We start from the raw sequence: 25,185 nt of genomic DNA, 5'->3' as shown, positions 1-25,185 counted from the left end.
CGCTCGGCGGACTGCCCACGGCGACGGCGTCCCACCTCCGTCGGGCGCCCCCTCCGGTGCCGTGATGCAAGGGGTGTGCTCGGTCGTGTACCGCTCGACCCGCGCCGCCGGAGAGGGCCGCAGCACCGAGGCGGCGAAGGCGTTGCCGCCCTCACCCGTCGCGGCCGCCACCGCGTCGAGCGGAACGGCCGCTCTCGCCGCGCCCGCGAGCGCCGCCGGCACGGCCAGTCCCGCCCCTGCACGGACGAGCAGGCCGACGGTTCCGGCTCCTCGCCCCTCGCGGTGTCCTCGCACGGCGCCTCCCGTCCCGCAGTGGATCGGCCCTCATCCTGCCAGGTGCCGGCGGAGGGCCGCTCGTCCCGTCGCGGCACCGCGCGCGGGACCGCGGCCCCGTGCTCCGGCGGGTCACGGCTCCCCCGTGGCGTCGCGCCATCCGTCGCTGTGCAGGAAACCCCGCACGGCCCGCCTCCGCCGGGCGTGCTCCCGGACGCCCGCGGCGTACTCCTCCCCGTCGACGGTGGGGATGCCCGCCTGCCGCAGCACCGACAGCGGCGGGGCGGGGCGCTCGTGTTCGGCCCGGGTGAAGAACTGGCCCTGCAGGGTGTCCAGCACCTGGTCCAGGGCGGACGTCAGAGGCCCGGTGGCCGCCGGGTCGGGCCGGACGCCGGGATCCGTGCCGGTGCGGAGCAGCAGCAGGGCGTCGTCGAGGGCGGCCAGCGCGGGGGCGGGGGCCTTGTTGCGCGAGGCCGAGTGGAAGTAGTGGACGACCGGGTAGGCCAGGTGCTGCTCGCCCAGGCGCAGCAGGGGGGCGACCAGGGAGGTCAGGTGCTGTTCGAACATGGGGCTGAAGCCGTGCCCGGTCCACCCCCCGGCGACGATGCCGGCGGCGTCCCGCCCCAGGGCGTGGATCTGCTCGGCCAGGACGCGTTTGTGGACCACGGCCTGGACCACCTGGACCAGGTAGGTGATGGCCAGGGTGACCAGGAACAACCCGGACAGGCCGGCGACGGCCGTGGCCGTCTGGGCCCAGGCGGTTCCGGGGACGTAGTCGCCGATGCCCAGGGTGAAGACCGTGTAGCCGGTGAAGTACACCCGCGCCCACCCGTCGGCGGGCACGGAGGCACGGGAGGTGACGACGGCCGCGTCGTGGGAGGCGAACACCAGCCACCATCCGGCCCACAGCAGCACCGTCCACGTCAGGAAGGTGGCCAGCAGGGTGAGGGTCCCGCTCCACTCCAGCAGCCGCGTCCCGCGCGGCACCCGGGCGTGGAGGGCCAGGAGCGTCCGCCATGTCCCCCGGGCCACCCGACCGCCGACCGGGCCGGTGCCCGTCACCAGGGACAGTGCGGTGATCACCGCGTCGGCCAGCGCCACGGCGACCAGGGCGCAGCCGGCGAGCGCCGCCAGTACGCTCATCGCGCCGGCTGCCCCTCCCGCTCGCCCGCCCTGCGGTAGAGGGCCAGGCCGGGTGCGGTGGTGACGCCGTGCGCGAGTGTGCTGGCCGCGATGATCAGGGTGCCGGCGGCCAGCACCCGCGGGTCGGCGCCGAGCCGGTGGGCCTCCATCGTCAGGTAGAACAGGGCGGAGACGCCGATGGGCCCGAACCAGCCCAGGAAGGCCGCGTCACGCCAGGTCAGCCTCAGGGGCCGCTTGAGGGCGAGCAGGATCGGCAGGCGGCGCAGCAGCAGGGCCCCCAGGACCAGCAGGGCGCCGCGCCACCAGCCCAGTTCGCCCCACTCGCGCCAGGGGACCATGGCGCCGAACACCACGAACAGCGGCAGGACGACGAAGCGGTTGACGGCCTCGTCGATCTTGTTCTCGTCCGCCCGCTCGTCCACCGGACTGGTCGCGTTGAAGGCCAGACCGGCGACGAAGACGGCCAGGACGCCGTCGACGCGCAGCAGCCCGGAGACCCCGAGGACGAGGAGGGCGAGCAGCAGGGTGTAGACGAGCAGGGGGCCGGACTGCATGGTCCGGTGCCGCTCCGCACCACGCAGCACCCTGCCGCCCGACCAGCCGGCCGCCGCGCCCAGCACGACCGCACCCAGGACCTGCCACAGGGACTCCACCAGCGCCTCGCCGCCGCTCAGGGGTCCGGCGATCGCGACCGCGGCGAGGACCAGGGGCAGGGCGAGGCCGTCGTTGACGCCCGACTCCAGGGAGAGCAGCTGCCGGGTGCGGGCGGCGATCCCCTTCTCGGCGGGTTCGCCGGTGACCACGCTGGAGGCCAGGACCGGGTCGGTGGGGCACAGGGCCGCGCCCAGCAGCGCCGCCGCACCCAGGCCGACGCCCAGGGCGGCGGCCGACACCGCCGTGGTGACCAACGCCATCCCCGCCATGGCGGCGACCAGCAGGACGGCCACGGGTTTCGCCCGCGTCCGTACGGCACGGAACGGATAGCGCAGGGCCACCGCCATCACCGAGACCGCCAGCAGCAGCCGGGAGACCTCGTGCAGTTCCTTGTGCCCCTCCACCACGGTGGGCAGGTCGATGACCCCCAGTGCCTCCGGGCCGAAGAGGACGCCGGTCAGCAGGGCCAGCAGCGGTGCGCTCAGCGGTGCCCGCTGGATCCACCGGGAGAGAGCGGCCACCACCAGGGCCAGGACACCGACCACGGTCAGCAGAACGTCGAGCATGACGGTGCGGCTACCCGACGGCGGTCACGGCATGTCCGCCGGGAGCCCGAGCCCCCTGACGGCCGAAGCCGGCGGTACGGCAGGGCCCGGCCGTCCGGACGGGCGGACTCCCCCTTCGCACCGGCGCGCGGCCGGGGTTTCCAGGGCAGACCCCTGCGGGAGGGGCGTACAGGGGTCTGCCCGGCGGGTGGCGCCTCTGTCACCAGTGGGGGTGCATGCCTCCGCGCCGTGTCGACCATACGACCGGCCGCTCCCCCGCCCCGGCGCGACGGCCTGGGCACGGCCCGGTTCCACCCGCACAGCGCAGCCCGGCCGCCCGGCACCGGCGGTCGCGTACCGGCCGCGCCGGGCAGCCGGACGAGGCCGAGCCGGTCCCGCCCGCTCCTGCTACCCTCTGCCGGGTGCAGCGGCACCGGACCGGTCCCCCTCGCCCCGCCTCCGTCTCCGCCTCCGCCGACGGCCGCCGCTCCGGAGCGCTGCCGCCGGTCGGCGTGGTCGTCCTGGCCGCGGAGAAGGACATGCCCGGGCTGGACGTCTGCGTGCGGGGCATACGGGCCCACTGCCTCAACCCCGTCGCCATGGTGCAGGTGATCGCCCAGCGCGTGCCGGCGCGGCCCCGCGACGGCGTCGACCCGCACGTCGTGTGGTGCGACGAACGCCGTTGCACCGTCGGCATCCGGGAAGTGCGCGCGTACCTGCGGGACTCGGGCAGGGATCCCTCCACCGCCTCGTGGTACTTCCAGCAACTGGCGAAACTGGAGTGCTTCGACGTCCTGCCCGCCGACGCGCCCGAGCACGTGCTGGTGGTCGACGCGGACTTCGTGTTCCTGCGGGACACGGCGTTCGTCGACGCCCGGGGGAGGTCCCTGCTGCCGTACGGGTACCCGCTCTCCTGGCACCCGGGCACCCGGGCACACCGGCTGCCGGCCCGCCACTCGGCGCTGGAGGCCGCCGGGAGGCTGGTACCGGGCTGGCTGCCCGTGGACGCGTACAGCGGCATGCAGCACCACATGGTCTTCGACCGCACCGTCCTGGGCGACCTCGTCCGGCGGGCCCGCAACGCCCACGGCATGCCCTTCTGGCAGGCGTTCCTGCGCACCGCCGATCCCGTCAAGTGGACCGGAGCCTCCGAGTACGTCCTCTACCGGCACTTCGCCGCGCGCTTCTTCCCCGAGCGCGTGCGCCACCGGCACGTCGACGCCGCCGACGTGATCCAGGCGGAGGGGCCGGGCGGCTTCGCCCTGCCCGAGGTGGTCGCTGCCGCACGGGGCACCTCCCTGCGGGCCGTCGGCTGCCACCGCTTCCTGAACTACACCGAGCGGCTCGCGACCATGGACTACGTTCCCCCCGGCCTGCGCCGCGCCCTGGGCGCCGCCCCCGGGCCCCTCCGGTTGCGGCTGGACGGCGGGATGCTGACGGTCGGGCAGGCGGTCCCGCCCCTCACCCTCACCTGAAGGCCCCGGCCGCCGTCGGGGCCGGGTGGGCCCGGGGCGGCCGTGTGGTGCCGCCGGCCTCCTGCCCCGGTACACGGGTGCGGGCCGGGGCCTCCCCGGGGAGCCGCCCGGCCGGACGGCGACCGGGCTCCCCGCCCGCCCCCTCACCCGGGTTGCCCGCCGCCCGTGGGGCGGACGCCGCCGCGCCGGCCGGACAGGGGCGTCAGCAGGCCCAGTTCCTGAGCGCGGAGCACCGCCCTGAGCCGGTCCGGGGCATCGAGCTTGCGGTACAGGTTCTGCAGGTGCTTGTGCACCGTCCTGACGGACACGTGCAGGCGACGCGCCATGCCGTGGGCGGTGTGGCCTTCGGCGAGGAGGTGCAGCACTGCGGTCTCCCGCGCCGTCAGACCGTGGCGGACGGCCCGCTCGTCGGCGCCCCGGAGCCGGGCCAGCAGGACGCGCTGGGTGGCGGCCGCGCGCAGCAGGGGCTGGATCCGCGTCGCGTACGTGCGTTCCCGGTCGGTGAAGTCGCCGCCGGCTCGATGGACGACGAACCCGCGGACGGGGCTGTCGGGTGTGGGCAGGGGGATGCCGAGCAGGTGGTCGCTGCCGAAGGACGCCCGCATCACGCTCGCCGTCTCGCTGTGCCGCCACGTCCGCGCCCCCACCAGCTGGGCGGCCGTCCGCGGGCTGCGGTCGGCCGTCGCGCCGTAGTACCCGGCGAAGGGGTATCCGATGCGGACGATCCGGGTGGCCTCCTCGTCGGGCGGCCGGACGTGCTTCCCCTCCCCCGGCCACACGGCGACCTCGCCTTCGTGCTGTGTCCACTCCGTGTCCTTGGCGACGATGACGTCACCGCTCAGGGCGCGCATCAACTCCCGTGTGACGGGGCGCCAGACGGCGTCCGCCGCCGGCGCCTCCAGCAGGCTCACGGCGAGGTTCACCATGCGTGCGTAGTCGTTCCCGGCTGAGTCGAGCATCTCTTCCCGTCCGTCACCGTCCGGCCGGCCCACACCGTGCGCACACGGCAGCGCGATGTTGTCCATACGTATTTTCCCCCATGGCCGGCCGCCCTTCCGTCGAGCATTCTTTCGAATGTCGGATCAACGCGGGCGGGGCTTCCGGCCCCGTCCGCCGGGAAGGAAGACGATGAAGAGAAGAATCGGCATCGCCTCGGCCGTGATGGCCGCCGTGGTTCCCGCCCTCATGCTGGCCACCGCGAGCCCGGCGTCAGCCGACGCCCGTCAGTGCACCCTCGCGCCGGGCCCCGGGGACACCAACGACAGCTGCATCCAGGTGTGGGGTGACGGCACGTGGGTGGGAGAGGTCGAGGTGTGGCTGTCGTCCTCCAAGTACGCCTTCCCCTTGCCGGGGCTCTACCCCGCGGACGTCTGCAACGTGAAGCTGGACGTCTGGGGGCAGGGGAAGTACGGGGGGCACTTCGAGCAGACCTACACGAACACCGGCTGCGCCAAGGGGACGCTCGGAGCCAGGTTCAACATCTCCAGGACCGCCGTGGACGGCTCCTACCTGTGCGGCAGGACGACGTGGAACGGGATGGCCTCCAAGGCCAACTGCGTCATCGTCCACAGCTGACGGCAAGGCGCGCGTGAGTGCCTCCCGGCCGAGTCGACCGATTCCCGGCGAGACCCGGACTCCCCGCGGGGCACGGGGCCCGCTGGTGGGTCCCGGCGACTGCCGCACCTCGGAATCGGCGCCGGGTGCCGTCCCCCGCAGGGCGGGGGACGGCACCCGGCGAGACTGGGAAGGCCCCGGCCCGGTGCCGCTCCCGCCGTGGCGGGCCACCGGCCGCCGCATGGCGGCTCCCGTCCACCGGCGGCCGCCGCGGCTCCGCACCCGGCACGGACTCCCCGGCGGGCGGTGAGCGGACAGCGTCCGGTGCGGAAACGGCAGGGGGGCCGGCCACCGACCCGTTCGGCAGGCGCCGGATGATCCGGTGCAAGCACCGCTCCAGGGGGCGGACGGGGCGGCGGTCGGCACCCCCGGAACGCTCCGGGGCGGCCCCACGGGGATCCGCGACTGCGCGCGGCACCCGGTGCACGGGCGACCAGGGAGGCGGCACGGCCGGGAGCGGGACGGCGACCGGGACCGACGCCGTCGCGCCGGCCGTGGCGGACCGGGGCCGGGAGCGGCCCCGGTCCGGGCACCGGCCCGCTGGAGGTCGTCGCTCGGCTGCGCCGCTCCCCTGCGCTACAGCGCCGGACCCGCAGCCGGCTCCGGGCGGCATCCGGAGCCCGACAGGACGCGGAAGGGGCTGAACGGGCCGTAGTAGTGGTAGGAGACGTCGTCGCACCAGAAGAGCTCGCCCGTTCCGGGGTTCCTCACCCACGCCGGCCCGATGTCCCGCGAGGCCGGACCCAGGAAGCAGTTCGGGGAGAACACCGTGCCGGCTTCGGCGTCGAAAGCGACCGAGCACGTGACCGTGGGGAAGGAGGTGTCGGACGGGGCGGCCGAGGCCGGTCCGGAGACGGCCGTCCCCGCGAGACACAACGCGGCGGTGAGGAGAGCCGGTCTGACAACGCGTGAAAGCATGCGTCCGCCTTCGTGTGGGGGGGGATCCGCCCGGTCGCAGGGATCCCGTGAACGGAAGGTGCTCTTCCCGAAGGTCTGGGCGGCGCCGACGGCGACCGCGGCGGGTCCGCCCCGGACCCCTCCTCAGTCTGCGCGGACGAAGCCGGCCGGACAAGGCCGGTTCCCGCCACTCGGCCGCCACCGCGCCGCTCGGCCGCCCGGTCCGCGGTTGTGGCCGGGAGTGCGCGGCCATTGCCCTCCCGGATCCGCCGCCCCTACCATGACGATGGCTCGTCGAAACGATTCGACGCAGCGTTCCGGACGGCCGGCGCGGGATCCACGAGGGGGTGGGGATGGCCACGATCAAGGACGTCGCCGCGCGGGCGGGCGTGGCCCCCAGCACCGTCTCGTACGTCCTGACCGGTTCCCGGAAGATCTCCGACAGGACCCGGGAGGCCGTGCACGCCGCGATCGCCGAACTCGGCTACCACCCCCGGGCCAGCGCCCGCACCCTGCGCGGCGCCCGTACCGACGTCCTGGTGCTGGCGGTTCCCCGCAAGCCCGGCAGGTACCGGGCCGTGGACGGCCGTTTCGCCATCGAGATCAGCGACGCCGCACGCGCGCACGGCTACGACGTGCTGATGACGACCGAACCCGACGGTGTGGACGGGCTGCGCCGGATCGCGCGCAGCGGACTGGCCGACGCCGCCGTGCTGATGGCGGTCCGGGAGCGGGATCCGCGCATCGACGCCGTCTCGGAGCTGGGCTTCCCCACCGCGCTGCTCGGCCACGGGGACGAGCCCGGCCTGCCGTGGGTCGATCTGGACTGGGAGACGGCGGTCCGGCTCGCCGTCCGGCGGACGGCGGCGGCCGGCCACCGGCACATCGTCTTCCTGGCCTGCGCGGACCACGAGATCGACGCGCGCCGCGGTTACGCGCTGCACGGCCTGCGAGGAGCGCGTGAGGCGGCGCGGGAGACCGGCGCGGAGGTCCGGATCCACCCTTCCACCGGCGCCGAGGAGCGGCTCGGCGACCGCCTGCGCACCGCGCTGGCCGCCCGGCCCGCACCGACCGCCATGGTCGTGCAGCATCTGGTGCTGCTCCCGCGGCTGCTCGCGGAGGTGGCCGCGCTGGGGCTGCGCGTCCCCGAGGACCTGGCCGTGGTCCTGGTGGGCAGCCTGCCGGACGATCCGGTGGCCGAGCCGCTCCCCCGCATCGAGCTGCCCGTCGGCCGGATGTCCCGGGAAGTGGTGCGGCTCGCCGTGGAGTCGGTCGGGGCCGCCTCCGACGCTTCCGGCGGCCCGGAGGGCACCCGGCAGCTCATCGCGCCGCACATGGCGCCCGGCCGCCCGGTTCCCCCGCCGCCGCCCGAGCGCCCCGGCTGAGGCGCACCGTGCCGTCGTTCCCCGCGCGTGTCCGTCCCGCCCGAACCGCATCCACACCCGGGAGAAGCCGCTCATGCACCTCCGCCAAGGGCACGGTCCGCTCCTCGCCATGGCCGTGGCGGGAGCCGCGGTCGCGTCGGTCCTCACCGGCTGCGCGGCCGATGCGGACCCGGGCACCGTCACCGTGCTCAACTCGGCCACCGACACCGCCGAACACGAGGCGAACCAGCAGTTCTTCGACCGGTGCGCCAAGCCTCTGGGACTGAAGGTCGAGCAGATCAGCGTCCCGGCGCCCCAGGTGGCCACCAAGGCGCTGCGGATGGCCTCCTCCGACTCCCTCCCCGACATCCTGGAACTGGACGGCTCGGAGCTGCCGCAGTTCGCCGAGACCGGAGGACTGCGGCCCCTGGACGAGCTCGGCGTCACGACCGGGGGCCTGACCGGCAGCGCCGTCTCCCTGGGCTCCCACGAGGGAACCGTGTACGGCGTCGCCCGCTCGGTCAACTCCCTCGCCCTGTTCTACAACACCCGGTTACTGGCCGAGGCCGGTCTGGAACCTCCCGCGACCTGGGACGAGCTGCGCGCCACGGCGGCGGCACTGACCCGGGGCGACACCTACGGCATGGCCTTCAGCGCCAGCCCCGACGCGGACGGGGTGTACCAGTTCCTGCCGTTCTTCTGGTCGGCCGGCGGTGACGAGTCCCGGCTGGACGGCGAGGCCGGCGTCGCCGCCCTGCAGCTGTGGCGGGACCTGGTGGAGGGGGGATCGGCGTCGCGGGCGGTCGTCAACTGGAACCAGCAGGACGTCAACGACCAGTTCCTCGCCGGCCGCGCCGCCATGATGGTCAACGGGCCCTGGCAGGTGCCGTCCCTCAGCGGGCAGGACGAGGTGGACTGGGCCGTGGCGAGCATTCCCGTACCCGCGGCGGGCCGGAAACCGGTGCCCCCGATCGGGGGGACCGTGATGACCGTGCCCAAGGGCGACGGCGAGCGGGAGAAGCGCGCCGCCGGAATCCTCACGTGCCTGAACTCCGAGAGGAACCAACTGGCCTGGGCCGAGCGGGTGAACAACGTGCCCACCCGGGCCGCCGCCGCGCGGGCCTACCGCGAGCGGCACCCCGAACTCGCCGCATTCGCCGATCTGGTCGCCACCGCCCGGTCCCGCACCTCCGAGGTGGGCACCCGCTGGCCGGTGGTGCAGGACGCCATCGCGGGCGCCTTCCAGTCCGCGCTGACCGGCCGCGCCGGCCCGCGGCAGGCACTGGAGCGGGCGCAGCGGCAGGCGGGGACCGGGGAGCAGGGGGCAGCCGGCCGATGAGCATCCTCACCTCCGGCACGCCGGCGAAGGAGACGGGCTCCGTCCCCGCCCCGGGCGGCGCCCCGCGCGCGGGCACGGGCGGCGGCCGCTCGCGGCGGCGGCTCCTGGGGTGGCTGTTCGCCGCCCCCGCCGTCGTCTACATGCTGGCCTTCTTCGGCTATCCGCTGGTGCGGAACGTGCTGATGAGCTTCCAGGAGTTCACCCCGCGCACCTACTTCACCGGCGAGGCCCCCTTCAACGGGCTGGAGAACTGGCGCGCGGTGTTCTCCGACGACCTGTTCGGCGACGCGCTGTGGCAGACCCTGCTGTTCACGGTCGGCTCCCTGGCCGGGCAGTTCACCATCGGGCTGGCCCTGGCGGTCTTCTTCTCCCGCCGGTTCGCCCTCTCCGGCTTCGTCCGGGCCGTGCTGCTGCTGCCCTGGCTGGTGCCGATGGTGGTCTCCGCCGTCGTCTGGCGCCGCCTCCTGGACCAGGAACACGGCGTCCTCAACGGCCTCCTCACCGCCCTGGGCCTGTCCGACGGCGGAGTCCCCTGGCTGAGCAGCCCCGACCTCGCCCTGCTGTCGGCCGTCCTGGTCAACATCTGGATCGGGATCCCCTTCAACATGGTGATCCTCTACGGCGGGCTGCAGGAGATCCCCCGCGAACTGCACGAGGCCGCGGCGCTGGACGGCGCGGGCGCCTGGCGCGCTTTCCGCAGCGTCACCCTGCCGGCGCTCCGCCCGGTGGTCACCGTCGTGCTGGTGCTGGGCTTCATGTCCACCATCAAAATCCTCGACCTGATCCTGGCCCTGACCGGCGGCGGGCCGGCCGACTCCACCCAGACGCTGGGCACGATGACCTACCAGTTGTCCTTCCTCGAACTCGACTTCGGCCAGGGCGCCGTGATCGGCAACGTCCTCATCCTCATCAGCGCCGTGTTCGCCGTGCTGTACCTGCGCACCGACCGCGGCGACCTCGGCAGGGGGAAGTGATTCACGATGGACCGCACACCGGGCCGCACCCGGGCCGGCGGCGCATGGAACACCGCGGCCGCGCTCCTGATCCTGGCCGTTCTGCTCTTCCCGGTCTACTGGATGGTCGTCACGGCGCTGCAACCGGGCTCCTCGGTCGCCGACGCCGGCCTCCTGCCCTCCTCACCCGGTCTGGACAACTTCGAGACGGCTCTCGGCAGTCAGGGCCGGCCCCTGCTCACGAGTCTCGTCGTCGCCTCGGGGGCCGCCGCGGTCTGCCTGGTCCTGGCCGCCCCCGCGGCCTACGCGCTGGCGCAGTTCGGCCTGCGCGGCGGCCGGACCGTCGTGTTCGGCACCCTGATCACCCAGATGGTGCCCGGCATCGTCGTCGCCAACGCCCTGTACAGCGCCTACGCGCAGCTCGGGCTGGTCAACTCCCTCCTGGGGCTGGTCCTGGCGGACGCCTCGCTGGGACTGCCGTTCGCGATCGTGCTGCTGCGGGCGTTCATGGTGTCCATCCCCTCCCAGGTCGTCGAGGCGGCGCTGGTCGACGGCGCCGGCCGTCTGACCGCCTTCGTCCGCATCGTGCTGCCGATGAGCCGCAACGCCCTGATCACCGCGGGCCTGTTCGCGTTCCTCTTCGCCTGGGCCGACTTCGTCTTCGCCCTGACGCTGAACACCACCGACGACGTCCGGCCGGTGACGCTCGGCATCTACCAGTTCATCGGGGCCCACGTCAGCGACTGGGGGGCGGTGATGGCCACCGCCGTGCTGTCCGCCCTGCCCGCGGCGGCGCTCCTGGTCGTCGCGCAGAAGTACATCACCGCCGGCATCACCGGCGGATCCGTCAAACAGTGACCGGCGAACGCGCCGCCTCGGGCCTCGCCGACCGAAGGAGCACACACCCACGTGAAGTTCACCGATGGCCAGTGGCTGACGCGGGAGGGTGTCCAGACCTCCTACGCCAAGCAGATCGTGGACACCCGCCTGGAGGACGGGCGGCTCACCCTGTTCGCCGCCGTCCGGTCCGTCGAGCACCGCGGCCACACTCTCAACTCCCCGCTGCTCACCGTGGAGTGCTGGTCCCCGGCCGAGGGGGTGATCGGTGTGCGGACCACCCACCACGCCGGGGGCTCCGGCCCCGCCGCCGGCTTCCCCCTGAACCTCCAGGAGGGGCACGGGGCCGCGGCCACCCGCGACGGCTCCGTGGTGGAACTGTCCGCCGGGCCGCTCGTCCTGCGGGTGGACACGGCGCTCCCCTGGCGGCTGGAGTTCCTCTCCGGCTCCCGGCTGCTGACCGCGGCCGGGAGCCGGGGCACCGGTTTCGCCACCGTCGCCGACGGCACCCACCACATGCTGGCGCAGCTGTCGCTGGGCGTCGGCGACCTGGTGTACGGACTCGGCGAGCGCTTCACCCCGTTCACCCGGAACGGCCAGTCCGTGGACATCTGGCAGGCGGACGGCGGCACCGCCAGTGAGCAGGCCTACAAGAACATCCCGTTCCACCTCACCAACCGCGGTTACGGCGTCTTCGTCAACCACCCCGGCAGGGTCTCCTACGAGGTCGGCTCCGAGGCGGTGGGTCAGGTGCAGTTCAGCGTCGAGGACCAGTCGCTGGAGTACTTCGTCGTCCAGGGGGAGGACCCCCGGCAGGTCCTCGACCGGTACACGGCGCTGACCGGGCGTCCCGCCCTGCCGCCGGCCTGGTCGTTCGGCCTGTGGCTGTCCACCTCGTTCACCACCGGCTACGACGAGGAGACGGTGGGCCGCTTCGTGCGGGGCATGGCCGACCGGGACATCCCCCTCAGCGTCTTCCACTTCGACTGCTTCTGGATGCGCCCGTACCAGTGGTGCGACTTCACGTGGGACCCGCAGGTGTTCCCCGACCCCGGCGGGATGCTGCGCCGCCTCAAGGAGCGGGGGCTGCGCGTGTGCGTGTGGATCAACCCCTACATCGGTCAGAAGTCCCCGCTGTTCGCCGAGGCCGCGCGCGAGGGCCACCTGCTGCGCCGTCCCGACGGCGGCGTGTGGCAGTGGGACATGTGGCAGGCCGGGATGGCGCTGGTGGACTTCACCAGCCCCGCGGCCCGCCGGTGGTACGCCGGCAAGCTGCGCGCCCTGGTGGACCAGGGGGTGGACTGCTTCAAGACCGACTTCGGCGAGCGCGTCCCCACCGACGTCCTCTGGTACGACGGCTCCGATCCGGAGCAGATGCACAACCACTACACCCAGTTGTACAACCGGACGGTCTTCGAGGTGCTGGAGCAGGTCCGCGGCGAGGGCGATGCGGTGCTCTTCGCCCGCTCGGCGACCACCGGCGGCCAGCAGTTCCCAGTCCACTGGGGCGGCGACTGCGAGTCGACGTTCGAGGCGATGGCCGAGTCACTGCGCGGCGGTCTGTCGCTGGGCCTGTCGGGCTTCGGTTTCTGGAGCCACGACATCGGCGGCTTCGAGGGCACCCCGACCCCGGCGCTCTTCAAGCGGTGGGTGCAGTTCGGTCTGCTCTCCTCGCACAGCCGCCTGCACGGGAGCGGCTCCTACCGGGTGCCGTGGCACTACGACGAGGAGGCCGTGTCCGTCACGCGCGACTTCACCCGCCTCAAGCACCGGCTGATGCCCTATCTCTTCCAGGCCGCGCGGCAGGCCCGGGAGCGGGGGGTCCCGGTGATGCGCGCGATGCTGCTGGAGTTCCCCGAGGACCCGGCGTGCCACACCCTGGACCGGCAGTACATGCTCGGTGACGACCTGCTGGTCGCCCCGGTCCTCTCCGCCGACGGCACCGTCGAGTACTACGTTCCGGCGGGCGAGTGGACGCACGTGCTGACCGGCGAGCGGATCGGCGGGCCGGGCTGGCGCCGGGACCGGTTCGGCTTCGACAGCCTGCCGCTGCTGGCCCGGCCGGGCTCGGTCGTCCCCTTCGGGGCCCGGGACGAGCACCCGGTGTACGACTGGGCCGACGGTGTGACGCTGCGGGTGCACGCCCCCGCCGACGGCATGGAGACGGTGACCGAGATACCGGCGCCGGACGGCTCGACGGCGGCCACGTTCCACACCCGGTGCTCGAACGGCACGGTGACGGTCCGGACCGACGACGCGCCGGGAGAGTGGCACGTCCTGCTGGCCGGGGCGGCGGCATCCGGCGACCGCGCGCGGAAGGCCGGACCGGGCATCCGGGCCGGCGCGTCGGCGGGCACCCGGGAACTCGTCCTCCGCCTCCCCGAGTGAGTTCCGCGTCCCGGCGGGGGCGGGTGGGGCGGGCGGCCGTCGGCATGCGCCTGCCGCCGGCCGGCAGGTGAAACGGGGCACCCGCGGCCCCGTCCCCGGCAGGCGGAGGCAGGACCGCGGGTGCCCCTTCGAGCGCTCCGGTGCGGAGCGGCGGTCACCGCTCGTCGCGGGCGCGGCTGCCGGACTTGGCCAGACCGCGGCTGATCATGTAGCCGATGGTGAGGAGGGTGACGTAGAGCCAGGCGCGGTCGGCGGCGAAGTAGTCGCCGTGGCCGTCCTCGGCGCCCACCACGGCGGAGGCGATCAACACACCCACGACGGCGGTCAGGTAGGTGAAGAACTCCGTCGTCTTGAACGCGGCCTTGGTCTCGGTGCCCAGCCGGTGCGCGGTGCCGTCGTGCCGGGCGGCGGTGTCCGAGGTCGTGCCGTAGTAAGTGCCGTGAGCCCCGGAGGTGGTGGTGGCCATGACGTGCCCCTCTCGTCGAAATGCGGTGAAATGCCGGTCAGTTGGCATTTCGCTTGTTTCGTAACCACCGGCTTTCCCTTGATCCGGAAGGCAAACATCCGCATTACCGCGCGACCGGCCGCCGCCGTCGGGAACGACGGCGAAGGCGCTGCCCGCCGCGACCCGCCGGAGACGCTTCGGCGGCGCGGCACCCCCTGCCCGCCACGGCACCCTCGGACCGCGGCCCGCACCGGGGCGGGCGCGGAAGGCTCCGCACCGGGCCGAGGATACAGATTCTCCTGAATTCAGACTTCCATGTATTGTCAGGGGGTGCTGACTCTCGCTTCCGACGTCGAGGTGCTGGCGCGGTTCGGCCGCGCCCTCGCCGACCCGATCCGGTGCCGGATCCTCCTCGCGCTGCGCGAGGCCCCGGCCCATCCCGCCGATCTGGCCGAGGCCCTGGGGGTCTCCCGGACCCGGCTGTCGAACCACCTGGCCTGCCTGCGCGACTGCGGTCTGGTCGTCGCGGTGCCGGTCGGCCGCCGCACCCGCTACGAACTCGCCGACGAGCGCCTGGGGCACGCGCTGGACGACCTGCGCACCGCCGTGGTGGCCGTCGAGGCGGACCGGACCTGCCCGGACGCGGACGAGAAGGGGTGCTGCTGACGATGTCCGCCGGGATGCCCGCCGGTCCCGCCCCGGCCCGCCGGGACGCCCTCGCCCGCCGGATACGGCTGCTGGTCGCGGCGACGATCGCCTACAACACCGTCGAGGCGGTCGTCGCGATCACCGCCGGGACGCTCGCCTCCTCCACCGCGCTGGTCGGTTTCGGGCTGGACTCGGTCATCGAGGTCTCCTCGGCCGCTGCGGTCGCCTGGCAGTTCTCGGCGGCGGACCACGCCGTCCGCGAGGCCCGGGAGAGGACCGCCCTGCGGATCATCGCGGTCTCCTTCTTCGCGCTCGCCGCGTACGTCGGCGTCGACGCGGCGCGGGCCCTGGCCGGCACCGGGGAGGCCGGACACTCCGTTCCCGGCATCGTGTTGGCCGCCCTGTCCCTGGTGGTCATGCCGTTCCTGTCCGCCGCCCAGCGCAGGGCCGGGCGCGAGATCGGCTCCGCCTCGGCGGTCGCCGACTCCCGGCAGACCCTGTTGTGCACCTACCTCTCCGCCGTGCTGCTGGTGGGCCTGGTCCTCAACGCCGCCCTCGGCTGGTCCTGGGCCGACCCGGCCGCCGCCCTCGTGATCGCCGCCGTCGCCGTGAAGGAGGGCCGGGACGCCTGGCGGGGCGAGGGCTGCTGCGCGCCGGCGGCCGGCGCTGTCGCGGCGGTGCCGGCCGCCGGCGCCGAGACGGGGGCGTGCGGCTGCCGACCGGGCTGCGACTGCTGCTGACCGGGCCGCGCCCCGCCCGGGAGTCCGGGCGGGCGCAGCGGACCGCCGGTAAGCTCACCGATCATGACCGTCGCACGCTCCGTCGCCCTGTTCGCCGTCGCCGCCCTGTTCGAGATCGGCGGCGCCTGGCTGGTCTGGCAGGGCATCCGGGAGCACCGGGGCTGGGTCTGGATCGGCGCCGGCGTCATCGCCCTGGGCCTGTACGGCGTGGTGGCGACCTGGCAGCACGACGACGACTTCGGCCGTGTCCTCGCCGCGTACGGCGGGATCTTCGTGGCCGGATCGATCGTCTGGGGCATGGTCGCCGACGGCTACCGGCCCGACCGCTACGACGTCGTCGGCGCCCTGGTCTGCCTCGCCGGGATGGCTGTGATCATGTACGCGCCCCGCAGCCACTGACCCGCGCGCTCCCCTCCCCCGCCCGCCCTCCGCCGGCTCCTCACGCCGGGCGCAGTCCGGGCGGCAGGCGCATCTCGGTGACCGTGCCGTCGCGGTCCACCGCAACGTCGAGCGTGCCGCCGGCCAGCGGGAGGCCGGACACCCGCAGCGCCCCGACCGGGCTCGGCCGGGGCGGGGCGAGCGTCACCGTCCCGGCCGGAACGTCCGCCCGCAGACCGAGGAAGGCGCTCAGCAGGGCCACCGCGGCGGCCGCCGACCACGCCTGCGGGCGGCAGGAGGCCGGGTAGGGGACCGGCACCGGAGTCTCCTCGCTGCCGTACCCGGCGAACAGTTCGGGCAGCCGGTCGCCGAACGAGCCCGCCGCCCGCACCAGTTGCATGCCGAGTTCCGCGGCGCGCTCCGGCTGGCCCGCGTCGGCCAGCCCGCGCACCACGATCGCGGTGTCGTGCGGCCAGACGGAGCCGCAGTGGTAGCTCAGCGCCGAGTAGCCGCCGGCCGCGTTGGACATGGTCCGCAGCCCGAACCCGGCCGCGAGGTCCCCCCCGAGGAGGCGCGCCCCGATGCGCTCGCTCTCGGCCGTGTCGACCAGTCCGGTGCCGAGCAGGTGCCCCATGTTGCTGGTCGGCGCGTCGACCGCCGCCTTGTCGCCGTCCAGGGCCAGCGCCGGGTAGCCGGCCTCTTTGGTGCCCACCCAGAACCGCTCGCGGAACCGGCGCGCGAGGTCCCCGGCCCAGGCGTCCAGACCGCCGGGGTCCTCGCCGAACGCGGTGAGCAGCGCCGCTCCCTTCAGGGCGGCCTCGTACTGGTAGCCCTGCACCTCGGCGAGCGCGACCGGGGGACGGGCCTGGCTGCCGTCGGCGAACCGCACCGCGTCGCCGGAGTCCTTCCAGCCCTGGTTCGCCAGCCCCCGGCCGGATTCGTCGAGGTACTCGGCGAACCCGTCGCCGTCGGTGTCGGAGTGCTCGGTGATCCACTCCAGCGCCGCGCGCAGGTTCGGCAGCAGCGCGCGCACCTCGTCCTCGGGCAGGCCCCAGCGCCAGGCGTCGTGCAGCAGGCAGACCCACAGCGCGGTGGCGTCGACGGTGCCGTAGTAGAGCGCGGGCAGGGACATGCCGGTCAGTTCGAAACCGCCGCGCCGCCGCTCGTGCATGATCTTGCCGGGTGCCTCCCCGGTGGCCGCGTCGAACGCGGTGCCCTGGGCGCGGGCGAGGGTGCGCAGCGTCCCCGCGGCCAGCCGTACCGACACCGGCAGCAGCAACCGGGCGGCCCAGATGCTGTCCCGGCCGAACAGCGTCAGGTACCAGGGCGCCCCGGCCCCGACGAAGACGTCCTCCGGGTGATCGAGCTCGGCCAGCAGCAGTGCCTCCAGGTCGGTCAGCGACCGCCGCAGCAGCGAGGTGAACCGGCGGTCGTCGGCCTGCACCCGGGGAGCGCCGAGGCGGACGGCGTCACCGTGCACGAACAGGGCCTCCGGATCGGAGGCCGTCACCTCCCAGCCCAGCCGCACGCTGGACGCGGGCGGCAGGTCGACGGTCCAGCGGGCGACGGCCCTCGGGGGCCGCACGGTCACGGCGGCGCCGCCGGCGCGCAGGGTGCTGGTGACGCCGCCGCAGGACCAGCGGACGGCGTCCCCGCCCGCGGGCTCGGGTGCGACGGCCTCCCGGCTGCCGCCGTCCTTGATGAGCTCGATGGGGGCGAAGTCGGCTGCGGCGGTGAGTTCGACGGTGCACCGGCGCGCGTCGCCGGCGGTGCTCACCAGCTCGATCTCCTCGGTCATCCCGGTCGCGGTGACGGTGCGGTGGCGCCGCAGCCACACGGTGGGGTCGGGTCCCGGATCGCCGAGGTGGCGCAGCAGGCCGGTGAAGTCCCCGCGTCCGGCGGTGGGTTCGGCGGTGCCGATCGGCTCCGGCTCCCGTCCGTCGACGGTGACGACGGCCTCGCTGAGCACGCGCAGGTCACCGTGCAGGACGCCCTGGGTGCCGTCGCCGCGCAGTTGTCCGTCCTGGCCGGAGAGCACCACGGTGGGCGCGCACAGCGCGATCGCGAGGTCGTGAAGCAGCGGTTGCCGTCCGGACATGGGTGGTTCTCCCGCAAGATCGTCGCCCGGGTGCCGACGTGGTCGTTCGGCCCCGATTCTGCCAACGTGCCTGCACTGCCCGGTTGCCCCCGCGCGGAGCGCTCGAATCCGAAAGCCGCGGGTCCGGCCGGACGGTCCGGCCCGGGTGTCCGGCCGGTCCCGGCCGTCCCGCACCGGGGCGGCCGGGACCGCCGGAGCGCGAGCGGCGCCGCCGCGCGCGCCGTGGCATCGTGGTGGCATGACCATCGAGGTTCGCCCGGCTTCGGTCTTCGAGGACGTCCGTGCCGTGCTCGGCCCGAAGACCCCCGGGGCCAACGTCTGCTGGTGCCTGAGCCACCGGATCCCGTCCAGGCTCAACAGCGAGCTCCGCGGCCCGGACCGCGGTGAGTACGTCGCCGGGCTGTGCCGTGCGGAGCCCCCTCCGGGGGTGCTCGCCTACGACGGTGACGAGCCGGTCGGCTGGGCCGCCGTGGCGCCGCGCTCGGACACCTCCTTCGCGCGCAACCGCAAGATCCCCCACGTCGACGACCTGCCGGTCTGGTCGCTGTGGTGCATCCGCGTGCGCCCCGGTCACCGGAGGAAGGGGATCTCGCACGCCCTCATCGCCGGCGCGGTGGAGTTCGCCCGCGCCCACGGCGCACCGGCGATCGAGGCGTACCCGCTCGACAACGGCGGCGCCAGGGTCGACACGACGATGGCGTACGCCGGGATCCGGAGGAACTTCGAACGCGCCGGCTTCACCCGCGTCGCCGACACCACCTCGGTGCTGGCCGGCCACCCCCGGGTCCTGATGCGACTCGACCTGCGCTGACGGACCGGCCCCACGGGCCCGTCATCGTGCGCCGCGCAGCCTGAGGACGCAGGTCGCGGTCAGCGCGACGGCACGGTCCTCGTCGTGCGACAGGTCTGCGAGGGCTTCCGACGCCGTGGCCCCCGGGATGTCCGCGAGCGCCTGCGTCAGCCGTCGGCGGGCGGGCGGTTCGGCGGCGCCGCGGGCGAGGCGGTCGACGAGCCCGGCGGCGATCCGGTCCGCCAGCGCGGGGTCGTCCGCCAGTGCGCTCAGCGCGTCGGCTGCATCGACGTCGTTCACCTCCTCGACGATCATGTCGACGAGCACCGGGACCGCGTCGGCTCCTCCGCGCGCCCCGAGCGCCAGTGCCGCACACCGGCGGACCACGGGGTCGGGGTCCGCGAGGGCGTCCCGCAGCAGTGCGACCGCCCCGGCGTCCGGGATCTCGGCGATGGACTGGACGGCACGTTTGCGCACCTCGGCCACCGGTGAGCCGAGGCCCTCCGCCAGCAGCGGCAGCCCGCTCCCGCCCGATCGGGCCAGGGCCCAGCGCAGGGCTCCGGCGACGTTCGGGTCCGTCTCGCTCAACACCGCCTCGACCAGGGCCTCCACCGGCACCGGTGACCCCTCGGCCGAGGACAGGGCCGCGCGCTGGCGCTTCCCGGCGCTCTCCGCCCCCAGGGCCTGGAGGAGCGCGACGATCCGCAGGACGCCCTCCCAGTCGGCGGGTTCCGTGGCGCCGATCCGACGCAGCCGCGTGAGCAGCTCCATCTCGTCCGCGATGCGTTCCCGCGTCCGGCGGACGAGGTCGTCGACGAGCTCCGAGGGTTTGAAGCCGGGATCGTCCAGCGCGCGCCCGACCTCGCGCAGCGACAGTCCCAGCGACCGCAGGCTCTCGACGTGGAGGATGCGCCGGATGTCCCCGCTGGAGTACTCCCGGTAACCGGCCTCGGTGCGCCCCGTCGGCCGCACCAGGCCGAGCGAGTCGTAGTGCCTGAGCATGCGGGCGCTGACCCCGGACCGCCGTGCCACCTCACCGATCAGCACGGCCCGTCACCCCTTCCGGCCGATCGCGCCGAGGGCCGTGATGCGCCTCGCCTCCTCGACCGCGGACTCGAACCCGGCCTCCGGGTCGCGCAGCAGCCGTTCCGTGGCGGCAGCGTGCCGGCGCACCCGGGGGTCGGGGTCCGTCACCGCGGCGCGCAGGGCCGGCACGATCACCTCGCCGAGCGCGGTCAGCGCCCGGCTGAGGCTCGACTGCGTCCCGCGCCCGCCGCGTCCGAGCTGTGCCGCCAGCACTGCGGCCAGCTCGGGTTCCCCGCCTTCGGGCACGAGGGCGACCGCTGCCCGCCAGGCGCTCCGCGCCACCTCGTCGTCGGCGTCGGTCAGAAGCGCCCGTGTGATCGCCGGCCACGCCCGCCGGTCCCCGATCTTGGACAGCGTGTGCAGTGCCTGGCTTCGTGCCCGCGCACGCTCCGAGCGGAGTTCGCCGATGAGCCTGGGGACCGTCATCGAGGACGAGTGGCGGGTGAGTGCCCACGTGAGCATCTCCCGCACGGGGAACTCGGGCTCGACCGCGCACCGTTCGACGAGCCTGCCGACGAACCGCGGGTCCGGGGCCGTGCCGGCCGCCAGCGCCGCCCTCAGCCGCACCGACGAGCTGCCGTCCTCCAGTCCCCGGAGGACTCGCGCCGCTTCCGTGTCCTCATCCGGCATGGTCATGGGGACCACCTCCTCGGCCACAGTGAAGACCTTGTCACCGTGTCAAGGTCAAGCACGTCACGCCGGGGACAGCCGGGCACCCCCTGCCCCGGGACGCGAGCGGGGCCGAAGGGACGCGGCGGCCCCGCCGCGCGGGACGGCGCGGCGGGGCGCGGGGCCGGTGTGCGGTCTCCCGGGGCCACCGCCCCGCGGGCCTACCGGGCCTGGCAGCTCAGCGACGGTGACAGCGCTTCCGGTTCGGGGGCGTCCCACTTGAGGTAGAACGAGGCCTCCTGACCGGGCCGGAGCGCGCTGTTCCAGCCGAGGCTCCCGGCGGACCAGCCGCTGTCCGTGACGTCCAGCCGGGCGTTCCAGTGGCGGTCGAGCGGCACGTCCGGCGCGCGGTTGGCCCCCACCCGCCAGCCGGACAGCGGCCCGCCGCCGTCGTTGGTGACGGTGACCCGGACCAGGTGGCCGTCCGCCCAGCCGCCGACGACCTCCCAGTCGGCCGTGCAGCCGCCGTGACGCGTGACGTCACCGAGCTCGTCGAGGGTGAGGACGTCCTCGTGGCGGTAGACGTGGTCCAGGTGCTCCCGCGCGTTGTGGGTCCCGCCGTCGACGAAGTCGCCGGACCAGGTGGTGAAGTAGCTCCAGTCCACCTGGTAGGCCTCCATCAGGTCGGGGTCCGGGATGGACCCGTTCTCGCTGAGGGCGACCAGCTTCCCGTCGTCCACCAGTTCCAGCAGCCGCTCGTACGCCTGGCTCTGCGGGCTGTGGTCGCCGGCGGGCGGGTACAGGTCGGCGCTGACGATGTCCACGACGTCGTCGCCCGGGTACCAGGCCGGGTCCAGGGAGTTCCACACCCACAGCAGGTTGTGCAGTCCGTGGTGGCCGACCATGCGGTCGTACATCAGCCGGTACAGCTCCTTGGCCGCCTCCGGTCCCTTCGCCCCCCACCAGAACCAGCCGCCCTCGGCCTCGTGCAGCGGCCGCCAGAGCACGGGGACTCCCGCGTCCTGGAGCCGGGAGAGCTCGGCCGCGACGGCGTCGATGTCCCGGATCAGCAGCGCGTACTCCTCGGACTGCGGGTCGGCGAGGGCGGCGGCCACGTCGAAGGTGGTCGCGTCGGTGTAGAAGCCGCGCCACCATTCGCGGCCGCCGGGCTCGTCGATCAGGCCGGTGGGGGCGTTCCAGTGCCAGACGAAGGCGTTGACGCCGCCCCGCTCGTGCCAGGCCAGGGCGTTCTCCACCTCCCGCGACGAGGTGCCGCGCTCCACCCGGCTGGGCGAGTAGTCCATCATGTCCAGGCCCGCGATGGCCGGGGCGCGGCCCACGTTCTCCTCGACCCAGGCGACGGAGGCCGTGTCCTGCTGGCCGCTGAGCGTGTACTCGCCGTAGTTGTCGGTGAGGTAGCGCAGCAGCGACCGGGCTTCGGGCGTGGCCCGGGGGTCCGAGGGGGTGCCGTCGACCCGGTGCGGACCGCGCGGCGGCGTGGGGGCGATGCCGACGGCGTCGATGTGGTACCAGCCCCAGTTGCTGCGGAAGGTGACGGTGTTGTCACCCGGTTCCAGCAGCACGCGGCCGGCGTCGGCGGTGGTGAAGGCGTCCGACGCGGGCAGCGGCACGTCGCCCGCGCCCTTGCCGTTGAGCAGCATCGACGTGACCTTGGCCCCGAAGGGGGCGCGGTAGTGCACCGTCACGTCGAACAGCCCGCCGGGGCTGTCGGGAACGGTGATGGTGACCTGGTCGCCGGCCGCGTCGAAGCCCTCCACGTACCCGGCGCCCGAGAAGCCGGTCCCGGCCGACCCGACGGTGACGCCCTGGAGTTCGCCGTCTTCCGCCTCGTAGACCGCGGGACCGCCTTGCGGGGCCCGGGTTCCGGCGTGTGCCGCGGCGGGCAGCCCGGCGGCGAGCAGGCAGACGACGAGCGCGGCGACCAGCCGCCGGAGGCCGTGGCGCCCCCGTCTCGGGTGGGGTGGCGGGGGGTGCCGGTCCGCCCGGACGCGGCGTGGGGACGGTGTTCGCATACGTGCGGATCCTCCTGGGTCTGATGGAGCGGGTTGACTTTGGGAGCGCTCCCATTGACGAGGAGCGTCCCGTGCGTGTCAATACCGGGGGCGACCCGTTTCCCGGAGCCGACGGGAGCCGCCCGGAGGCCGCCGTCCCCCGGCCGCGGCGCCGGGCACGGGCAGGAGCGGTTTCTCCCACCGCCGGGAACGCCGGGTACGGGCGACGGCGATGATTCCGCCGCCTAGGGGTGACATCCGGCCACACCGACACCGGACGCCGAACGGAGTGCGAGCGGCGGCGGCCGAGGAACCCGAGAGCACCTCGACCCGGGGTGTGCACGCCCGGCGGATCGCCGCCGGCCTGGAACGCAGCCGCGCCGAGCAGGAGGGGATCGGCGAGCGGATCACGGCGCTCCAGGCCCGCCTGGAGCAACCGAGGGCGGACCGGCGGTGGTGGTCCGGCCTGCAGCAGGGCACCGCGGCCTCGCCGAAACCCCCTGTCGCGGGAGGGAGCGGCCGTGCCGAGCCGGCGGATCCCGGTACCGGCGGTGAGGCCGCTGCCGCGGTGGAGGACGCCGCGGTCCCCTCCCCCGGCAGGAGGAACCCGCCGAGGGGGTCGGCCGGGGCACCGGGGTCGGGCAGCCCGCCCCGCCCGGCGGGGGACGCCCGCGGACGCCGGCGGACGCAAGCCCGCCGGGAAGGCCCCCGCGCAGGCCCGGGAGCGCCCGGCTGCGCCCCTGTGGCCCCTCCCCGCCGGAGCGGCCGGGCCTGCCGTCCCGGCGGACCGCCGCCTCGGCCGGAGGGCCTCTCAGGGGGCAGGGGCCGGGGTGGCGCCGCGCTTCCGGGAAGGGCCCCGGCCGCACACCGGGAGGGACGGTGGGGTCAGCCGCGGGAGCGGGAGCGGCGGCGCGGGTGCCGCGCGGCCCGGCCCCGGCGGCGCGGCGTGCCGGAGGGGGCGTCGGGCGGCGCGGCGCCGGCGGAGGAGAACCCGCCCGGCACCGCGGGGGGCGCGGAGAACCCGCCGGGCACCGCGGCGGGAGGGGGGGCCGGGGCCGCGGTCGTGGGGGCCGGACGGTCCGGACGGGAGTCCCGCCGGGCGGCGGGGACCGCGCGGGTGGCGCGGGCGACGACGGTGGCGTGCGGGATCAGCGGCGCACAGACCGCGCAGACCTCCTCCACGCTCCACACCCGCCCCACCACCGGATCGTGGCGCAGTACCAGCAGCACCTCGCCCGCGCAGGCCACCCGGGTCTCCTCGTGGGCGGTGCAGTGCCGGGCGCGGCAGTGGCAGGCGGCGTCGGGCCGCACCGTGGCGGCCCTGGCGTGCGCGGCCGCGTGGCGGGCGGCGAAGGCGCGCAGGGCCGACAGGTTCCGTGAGCGGGGCGGCATCGTGCATGCGGCCACCGAACAGGACACCGAGGCGGTGCGGTCGGCGTGGCCGGTGATGCGGACCGTCCAGGCCCGCCCCGGAATCCGGCCGGCGGTGGGAGAGGCATCGAAAGCAGTGGTCAAGGTTCGTCCACAATCCGTTCGTTCAAGACCGGTCCACTATGAACTACCCACCACCGCGGCGGACAGCGCATGTCACTCCCCCGGCGGTACCGCCCCGGGCCGCTGAGGGGGGCGGCCGCCCCCCTCAGCGGCCCGGGCGCAGCGGCCCGTTCGCCGCGCCCGGTACGGCGTGCGCTCCCCGGTGTCCGCGCACCGGCACGGCGGCCGCTCGGGACCCGGAGCCGCTCAGGGCCCGAAGTAGCCGTCGAAGTTCCGCGAGAACTCCCAGCCGCCGTAGCGGTCCCAGTTGATCGACCACGTCATCAGGCCGCGCAGCTCCGGCCAGACTCCGTGCGTCCGGTAGGTTCCGCAGCCCGTGCCCTTGGTGAGGCAGTCCAGGGCCCTGACGACCTCGGCGGGGCCGGTGTGCCCGCCTCCGGCCTGGCCGGTCGCGGGCAGTCCGATCGCCACCTGCGAGGGCTTCAGCGGCGGGAAGACGTCGTCCGGGTCGCCCGCGACGGGGAAGCCCGCCAGCAGCATGTCGGTCATCGCGATGTGGAAGCCGGCGTTGCCCATGGTGTGGTACTGGCCGTCCAGACCCATGATCGGGCCGGAGTTGTAGTTCTGGACGTGCAGCAGGGTCAGGTCGTCGCGCAGGGCGTGGATCACCGGCAGGTACGCCCCGGCGCGCGGGTCCTGGCCGCCCCACCGCCCCGAGCCGTAGTACTGGTGGCCCAGCTGGACGAAGAAGGTCTCGGGGGCCATGGTGAGGGTGAAGTCCTCGCCGTACCGGGCCTTGAGGGACTTCAGCGCCGAGATCAGGTTGACGATGACCGGGCTTTTGGGGTTCCTGAAGTCGGTGTCGCCGTCGTCCAGGGAGAGGGAGTGGCCCTCGAAGTCGATGTCGAGGCCGTCGAGGCCGTACTCGTCGATGATCGCCGCGACCGAGCGGACGAAGGCGTCGCGCGCGGCCGGGGTGGTGAGGCGGACCTGGCCGTTCTGGCCGCCGATGGAGATCTGGACCTTCTTGCCCGCCGCCTGCTTGGCCCTGATCGCCTGCTTGAACTCCTCCTCCGTCTCCACGTTCGGGCACTCGCTCGGCGGGCAGAGCGCGAAGCGGATGTCGCCGGAGGTGGTGGAGGTGGGCTCGCCGAAGGCGAGGTTGACGACGTCCCAGCTGTCGGGGACGTCCGCCATGCGCAGGTAACCGGAGCCGTTGGCGAAGCTCGCGTGGAGGTAGCCGACGAGGGCGTGGCGGGGCAGGCCGTCTCCGGGGTCGCCGCCGCCGTTCTCGCTGCGGGTGGTGGCGGTGACGGGGGCGGATCCCGCCGACTCGCCGGCGCCGTTGACGGCGCTGACGCGGAACTCGTAGGAGGTGGAGGGCTTCAGCCCGGTCACGGTCG

22 protein-coding genes are annotated in these 25,185 nt (G+C 74.6%); 11 read left to right on the top strand and 11 right to left on the bottom strand.

What is annotated here, in order from left to right; genetic code table 11:
• Nucleotides 1–405: 405 nt before the first annotated feature.
• Together ACFSJS_RS27305 and ACFSJS_RS27300 are read right to left on the bottom strand one after the other, a co-directional pair.
• A complete protein-coding gene (locus ACFSJS_RS27305; protein ID WP_380905076.1) occupies nt 406–1,416 on the bottom strand; it encodes a potassium channel family protein in 1,011 nt (336 codons plus the stop codon).
• Entirely contained in the window at nt 1,413–2,636 is a 1,224-nt protein-coding gene (locus ACFSJS_RS27300; RefSeq protein ID WP_380905074.1) for a cation:proton antiporter domain-containing protein, read from the bottom strand. The genes ACFSJS_RS27305 and ACFSJS_RS27300 overlap by 4 nt, the downstream gene beginning before the upstream one ends.
• A 401-nt stretch (nt 2,637–3,037) precedes the next feature.
• Between ACFSJS_RS27300 and ACFSJS_RS27295 the strand changes: the two genes are divergently transcribed.
• Entirely contained in the window at nt 3,038–4,090 is a 1,053-nt protein-coding gene (locus tag ACFSJS_RS27295; protein ID WP_380905072.1) for a hypothetical protein, read from the top strand.
• A gap of 143 nt (nt 4,091–4,233) precedes the next feature.
• Here the strand turns inward: ACFSJS_RS27295 and ACFSJS_RS27290 are convergent, their stop codons facing one another.
• A complete protein-coding gene (locus tag ACFSJS_RS27290; RefSeq protein WP_380905070.1) occupies nt 4,234–5,049 on the bottom strand; it encodes a response regulator transcription factor in 816 nt (271 codons plus the stop codon).
• 169 nt (nt 5,050–5,218) lie between these two features.
• Here ACFSJS_RS27290 and ACFSJS_RS27285 point away from each other — a divergent pair, with 169 nt between their 5' ends.
• Nucleotides 5,219–5,665, top strand: a complete 447-nt coding sequence (locus ACFSJS_RS27285) for a hypothetical protein (protein WP_380905068.1) — start codon at nt 5,219–5,221, stop codon at nt 5,663–5,665.
• A 615-nt stretch (nt 5,666–6,280) separates the two neighbouring features.
• Here ACFSJS_RS27285 and ACFSJS_RS27280 read toward each other — a convergent pair.
• Nucleotides 6,281–6,622: a hypothetical protein gene (locus ACFSJS_RS27280; protein ID WP_380905066.1), complete on the bottom strand. Its 342-nt coding sequence runs from the start codon at nt 6,620–6,622 to the stop codon at nt 6,281–6,283.
• Between the two features lie 332 nt (nt 6,623–6,954).
• Between ACFSJS_RS27280 and ACFSJS_RS27275 the strand changes: the two genes are divergently transcribed.
• From ACFSJS_RS27275 to yicI, 5 genes are all read left to right on the top strand, one after another.
• Nucleotides 6,955–7,986, top strand: coding sequence for a LacI family DNA-binding transcriptional regulator (locus ACFSJS_RS27275; protein WP_380905064.1), 1,032 nt, complete (start codon nt 6,955–6,957; stop codon nt 7,984–7,986).
• Between the two features lie 73 nt (nt 7,987–8,059).
• A complete protein-coding gene (locus ACFSJS_RS27270; protein WP_380905062.1) occupies nt 8,060–9,304 on the top strand; it encodes an ABC transporter substrate-binding protein in 1,245 nt (414 codons plus the stop codon).
• Nucleotides 9,301–10,278 carry a carbohydrate ABC transporter permease gene (locus tag ACFSJS_RS27265; RefSeq protein WP_380905060.1) on the top strand — a complete coding sequence of 326 codons (978 nt, stop codon included), beginning with the start codon at nt 9,301–9,303 and terminating at the stop codon, nt 10,276–10,278. Before ACFSJS_RS27270 ends, ACFSJS_RS27265 begins: the two co-directional genes overlap by 4 nt.
• A 6-nt stretch (nt 10,279–10,284) precedes the next feature.
• Nucleotides 10,285–11,115 (top strand): carbohydrate ABC transporter permease, encoded by an 831-nt coding sequence (locus ACFSJS_RS27260; protein WP_380905058.1) that lies wholly within the window; start codon nt 10,285–10,287, stop codon nt 11,113–11,115.
• Nucleotides 11,116–11,166: 51 nt separating this feature from the next.
• The gene (yicI, locus tag ACFSJS_RS27255) at nt 11,167–13,482 is read left to right on the top strand and encodes an alpha-xylosidase (RefSeq protein WP_380905056.1); all 2,316 of its coding nucleotides are present in this window, start codon (nt 11,167–11,169) and stop codon (nt 13,480–13,482) included.
• Nucleotides 13,483–13,636: 154 nt separating this feature from the next.
• Here yicI and ACFSJS_RS27250 read toward each other — a convergent pair whose 3' ends face one another.
• Nucleotides 13,637–13,948 carry a hypothetical protein gene (locus ACFSJS_RS27250; protein WP_380905054.1) on the bottom strand — a complete coding sequence of 104 codons (312 nt, stop codon included), beginning with the start codon at nt 13,946–13,948 and terminating at the stop codon, nt 13,637–13,639.
• Nucleotides 13,949–14,257: 309 nt separating this feature from the next.
• Between ACFSJS_RS27250 and ACFSJS_RS27245 the strand changes: the two genes are divergently transcribed.
• The 3 genes from ACFSJS_RS27245 (at nt 14,258) to ACFSJS_RS27235 (ending at nt 15,714) form a co-directional block, all read left to right on the top strand.
• Complete coding sequence (locus tag ACFSJS_RS27245) at nt 14,258–14,593, top strand: ArsR/SmtB family transcription factor (protein WP_380905052.1); 336 nt, start codon at nt 14,258–14,260, stop codon at nt 14,591–14,593.
• Between the two features lie 2 nt (nt 14,594–14,595).
• Nucleotides 14,596–15,315: a cation efflux transmembrane domain-containing protein gene (locus tag ACFSJS_RS27240; protein ID WP_380905092.1), complete on the top strand. Its 720-nt coding sequence runs from the start codon at nt 14,596–14,598 to the stop codon at nt 15,313–15,315.
• A 63-nt stretch (nt 15,316–15,378) separates the two neighbouring features.
• Complete coding sequence (locus ACFSJS_RS27235) at nt 15,379–15,714, top strand: YnfA family protein (protein WP_380905050.1); 336 nt, start codon at nt 15,379–15,381, stop codon at nt 15,712–15,714.
• A 40-nt stretch (nt 15,715–15,754) separates the two neighbouring features.
• Here the strand turns inward: ACFSJS_RS27235 and ACFSJS_RS27230 are convergent, their stop codons facing one another.
• Nucleotides 15,755–17,791, bottom strand: a complete 2,037-nt coding sequence (locus ACFSJS_RS27230; RefSeq protein WP_380905048.1) for an amylo-alpha-1,6-glucosidase — start codon at nt 17,789–17,791, stop codon at nt 15,755–15,757.
• 238 nt (nt 17,792–18,029) lie between these two features.
• Here ACFSJS_RS27230 and ACFSJS_RS27225 point away from each other — a divergent pair, with 238 nt between their 5' ends.
• Nucleotides 18,030–18,602 (top strand): GNAT family N-acetyltransferase, encoded by a 573-nt coding sequence (locus ACFSJS_RS27225; RefSeq protein WP_380905046.1) that lies wholly within the window; start codon nt 18,030–18,032, stop codon nt 18,600–18,602.
• A gap of 21 nt (nt 18,603–18,623) precedes the next feature.
• On the opposite strand, the gene ACFSJS_RS27220 is transcribed toward ACFSJS_RS27225, so the two are convergent.
• The 5 genes from ACFSJS_RS27220 to ACFSJS_RS27200 form a co-directional block, all read right to left on the bottom strand.
• The gene (locus ACFSJS_RS27220) at nt 18,624–19,628 is read right to left on the bottom strand and encodes a HEAT repeat domain-containing protein (RefSeq protein ID WP_380905044.1); all 1,005 of its coding nucleotides are present in this window, start codon (nt 19,626–19,628) and stop codon (nt 18,624–18,626) included.
• Between the two features lie 6 nt (nt 19,629–19,634).
• On the bottom strand, nt 19,635–20,303 hold the full coding sequence (locus ACFSJS_RS27215; RefSeq protein WP_380905042.1) for a HEAT repeat domain-containing protein: 669 nt from the start codon (nt 20,301–20,303) through the stop codon (nt 19,635–19,637).
• 194 nt (nt 20,304–20,497) lie between these two features.
• Nucleotides 20,498–22,309, bottom strand: coding sequence for a glycosyl hydrolase (locus ACFSJS_RS27210; RefSeq protein WP_380905040.1), 1,812 nt, complete (start codon nt 22,307–22,309; stop codon nt 20,498–20,500).
• 864 nt (nt 22,310–23,173) lie between these two features.
• Entirely contained in the window at nt 23,174–23,803 is a 630-nt protein-coding gene (locus ACFSJS_RS27205) for a hypothetical protein (protein WP_380905038.1), read from the bottom strand.
• 225 nt (nt 23,804–24,028) lie between these two features.
• Nucleotides 24,029–25,185 (bottom strand): chitinase (locus ACFSJS_RS27200; RefSeq protein WP_380905036.1); only part of this gene is annotated, 1,157 nt, incomplete at its 5' end.

It is taken from the genome of Streptomyces desertarenae, from assembly GCF_042681365.1.
Lineage (GTDB): Bacteria > Actinomycetota > Actinomycetes > Streptomycetales > Streptomycetaceae > Streptomyces > Streptomyces desertarenae.
Note: the sequence above shows the minus strand (reverse complement) of the source record. Positions and strands in the feature narration are given on the sequence as shown.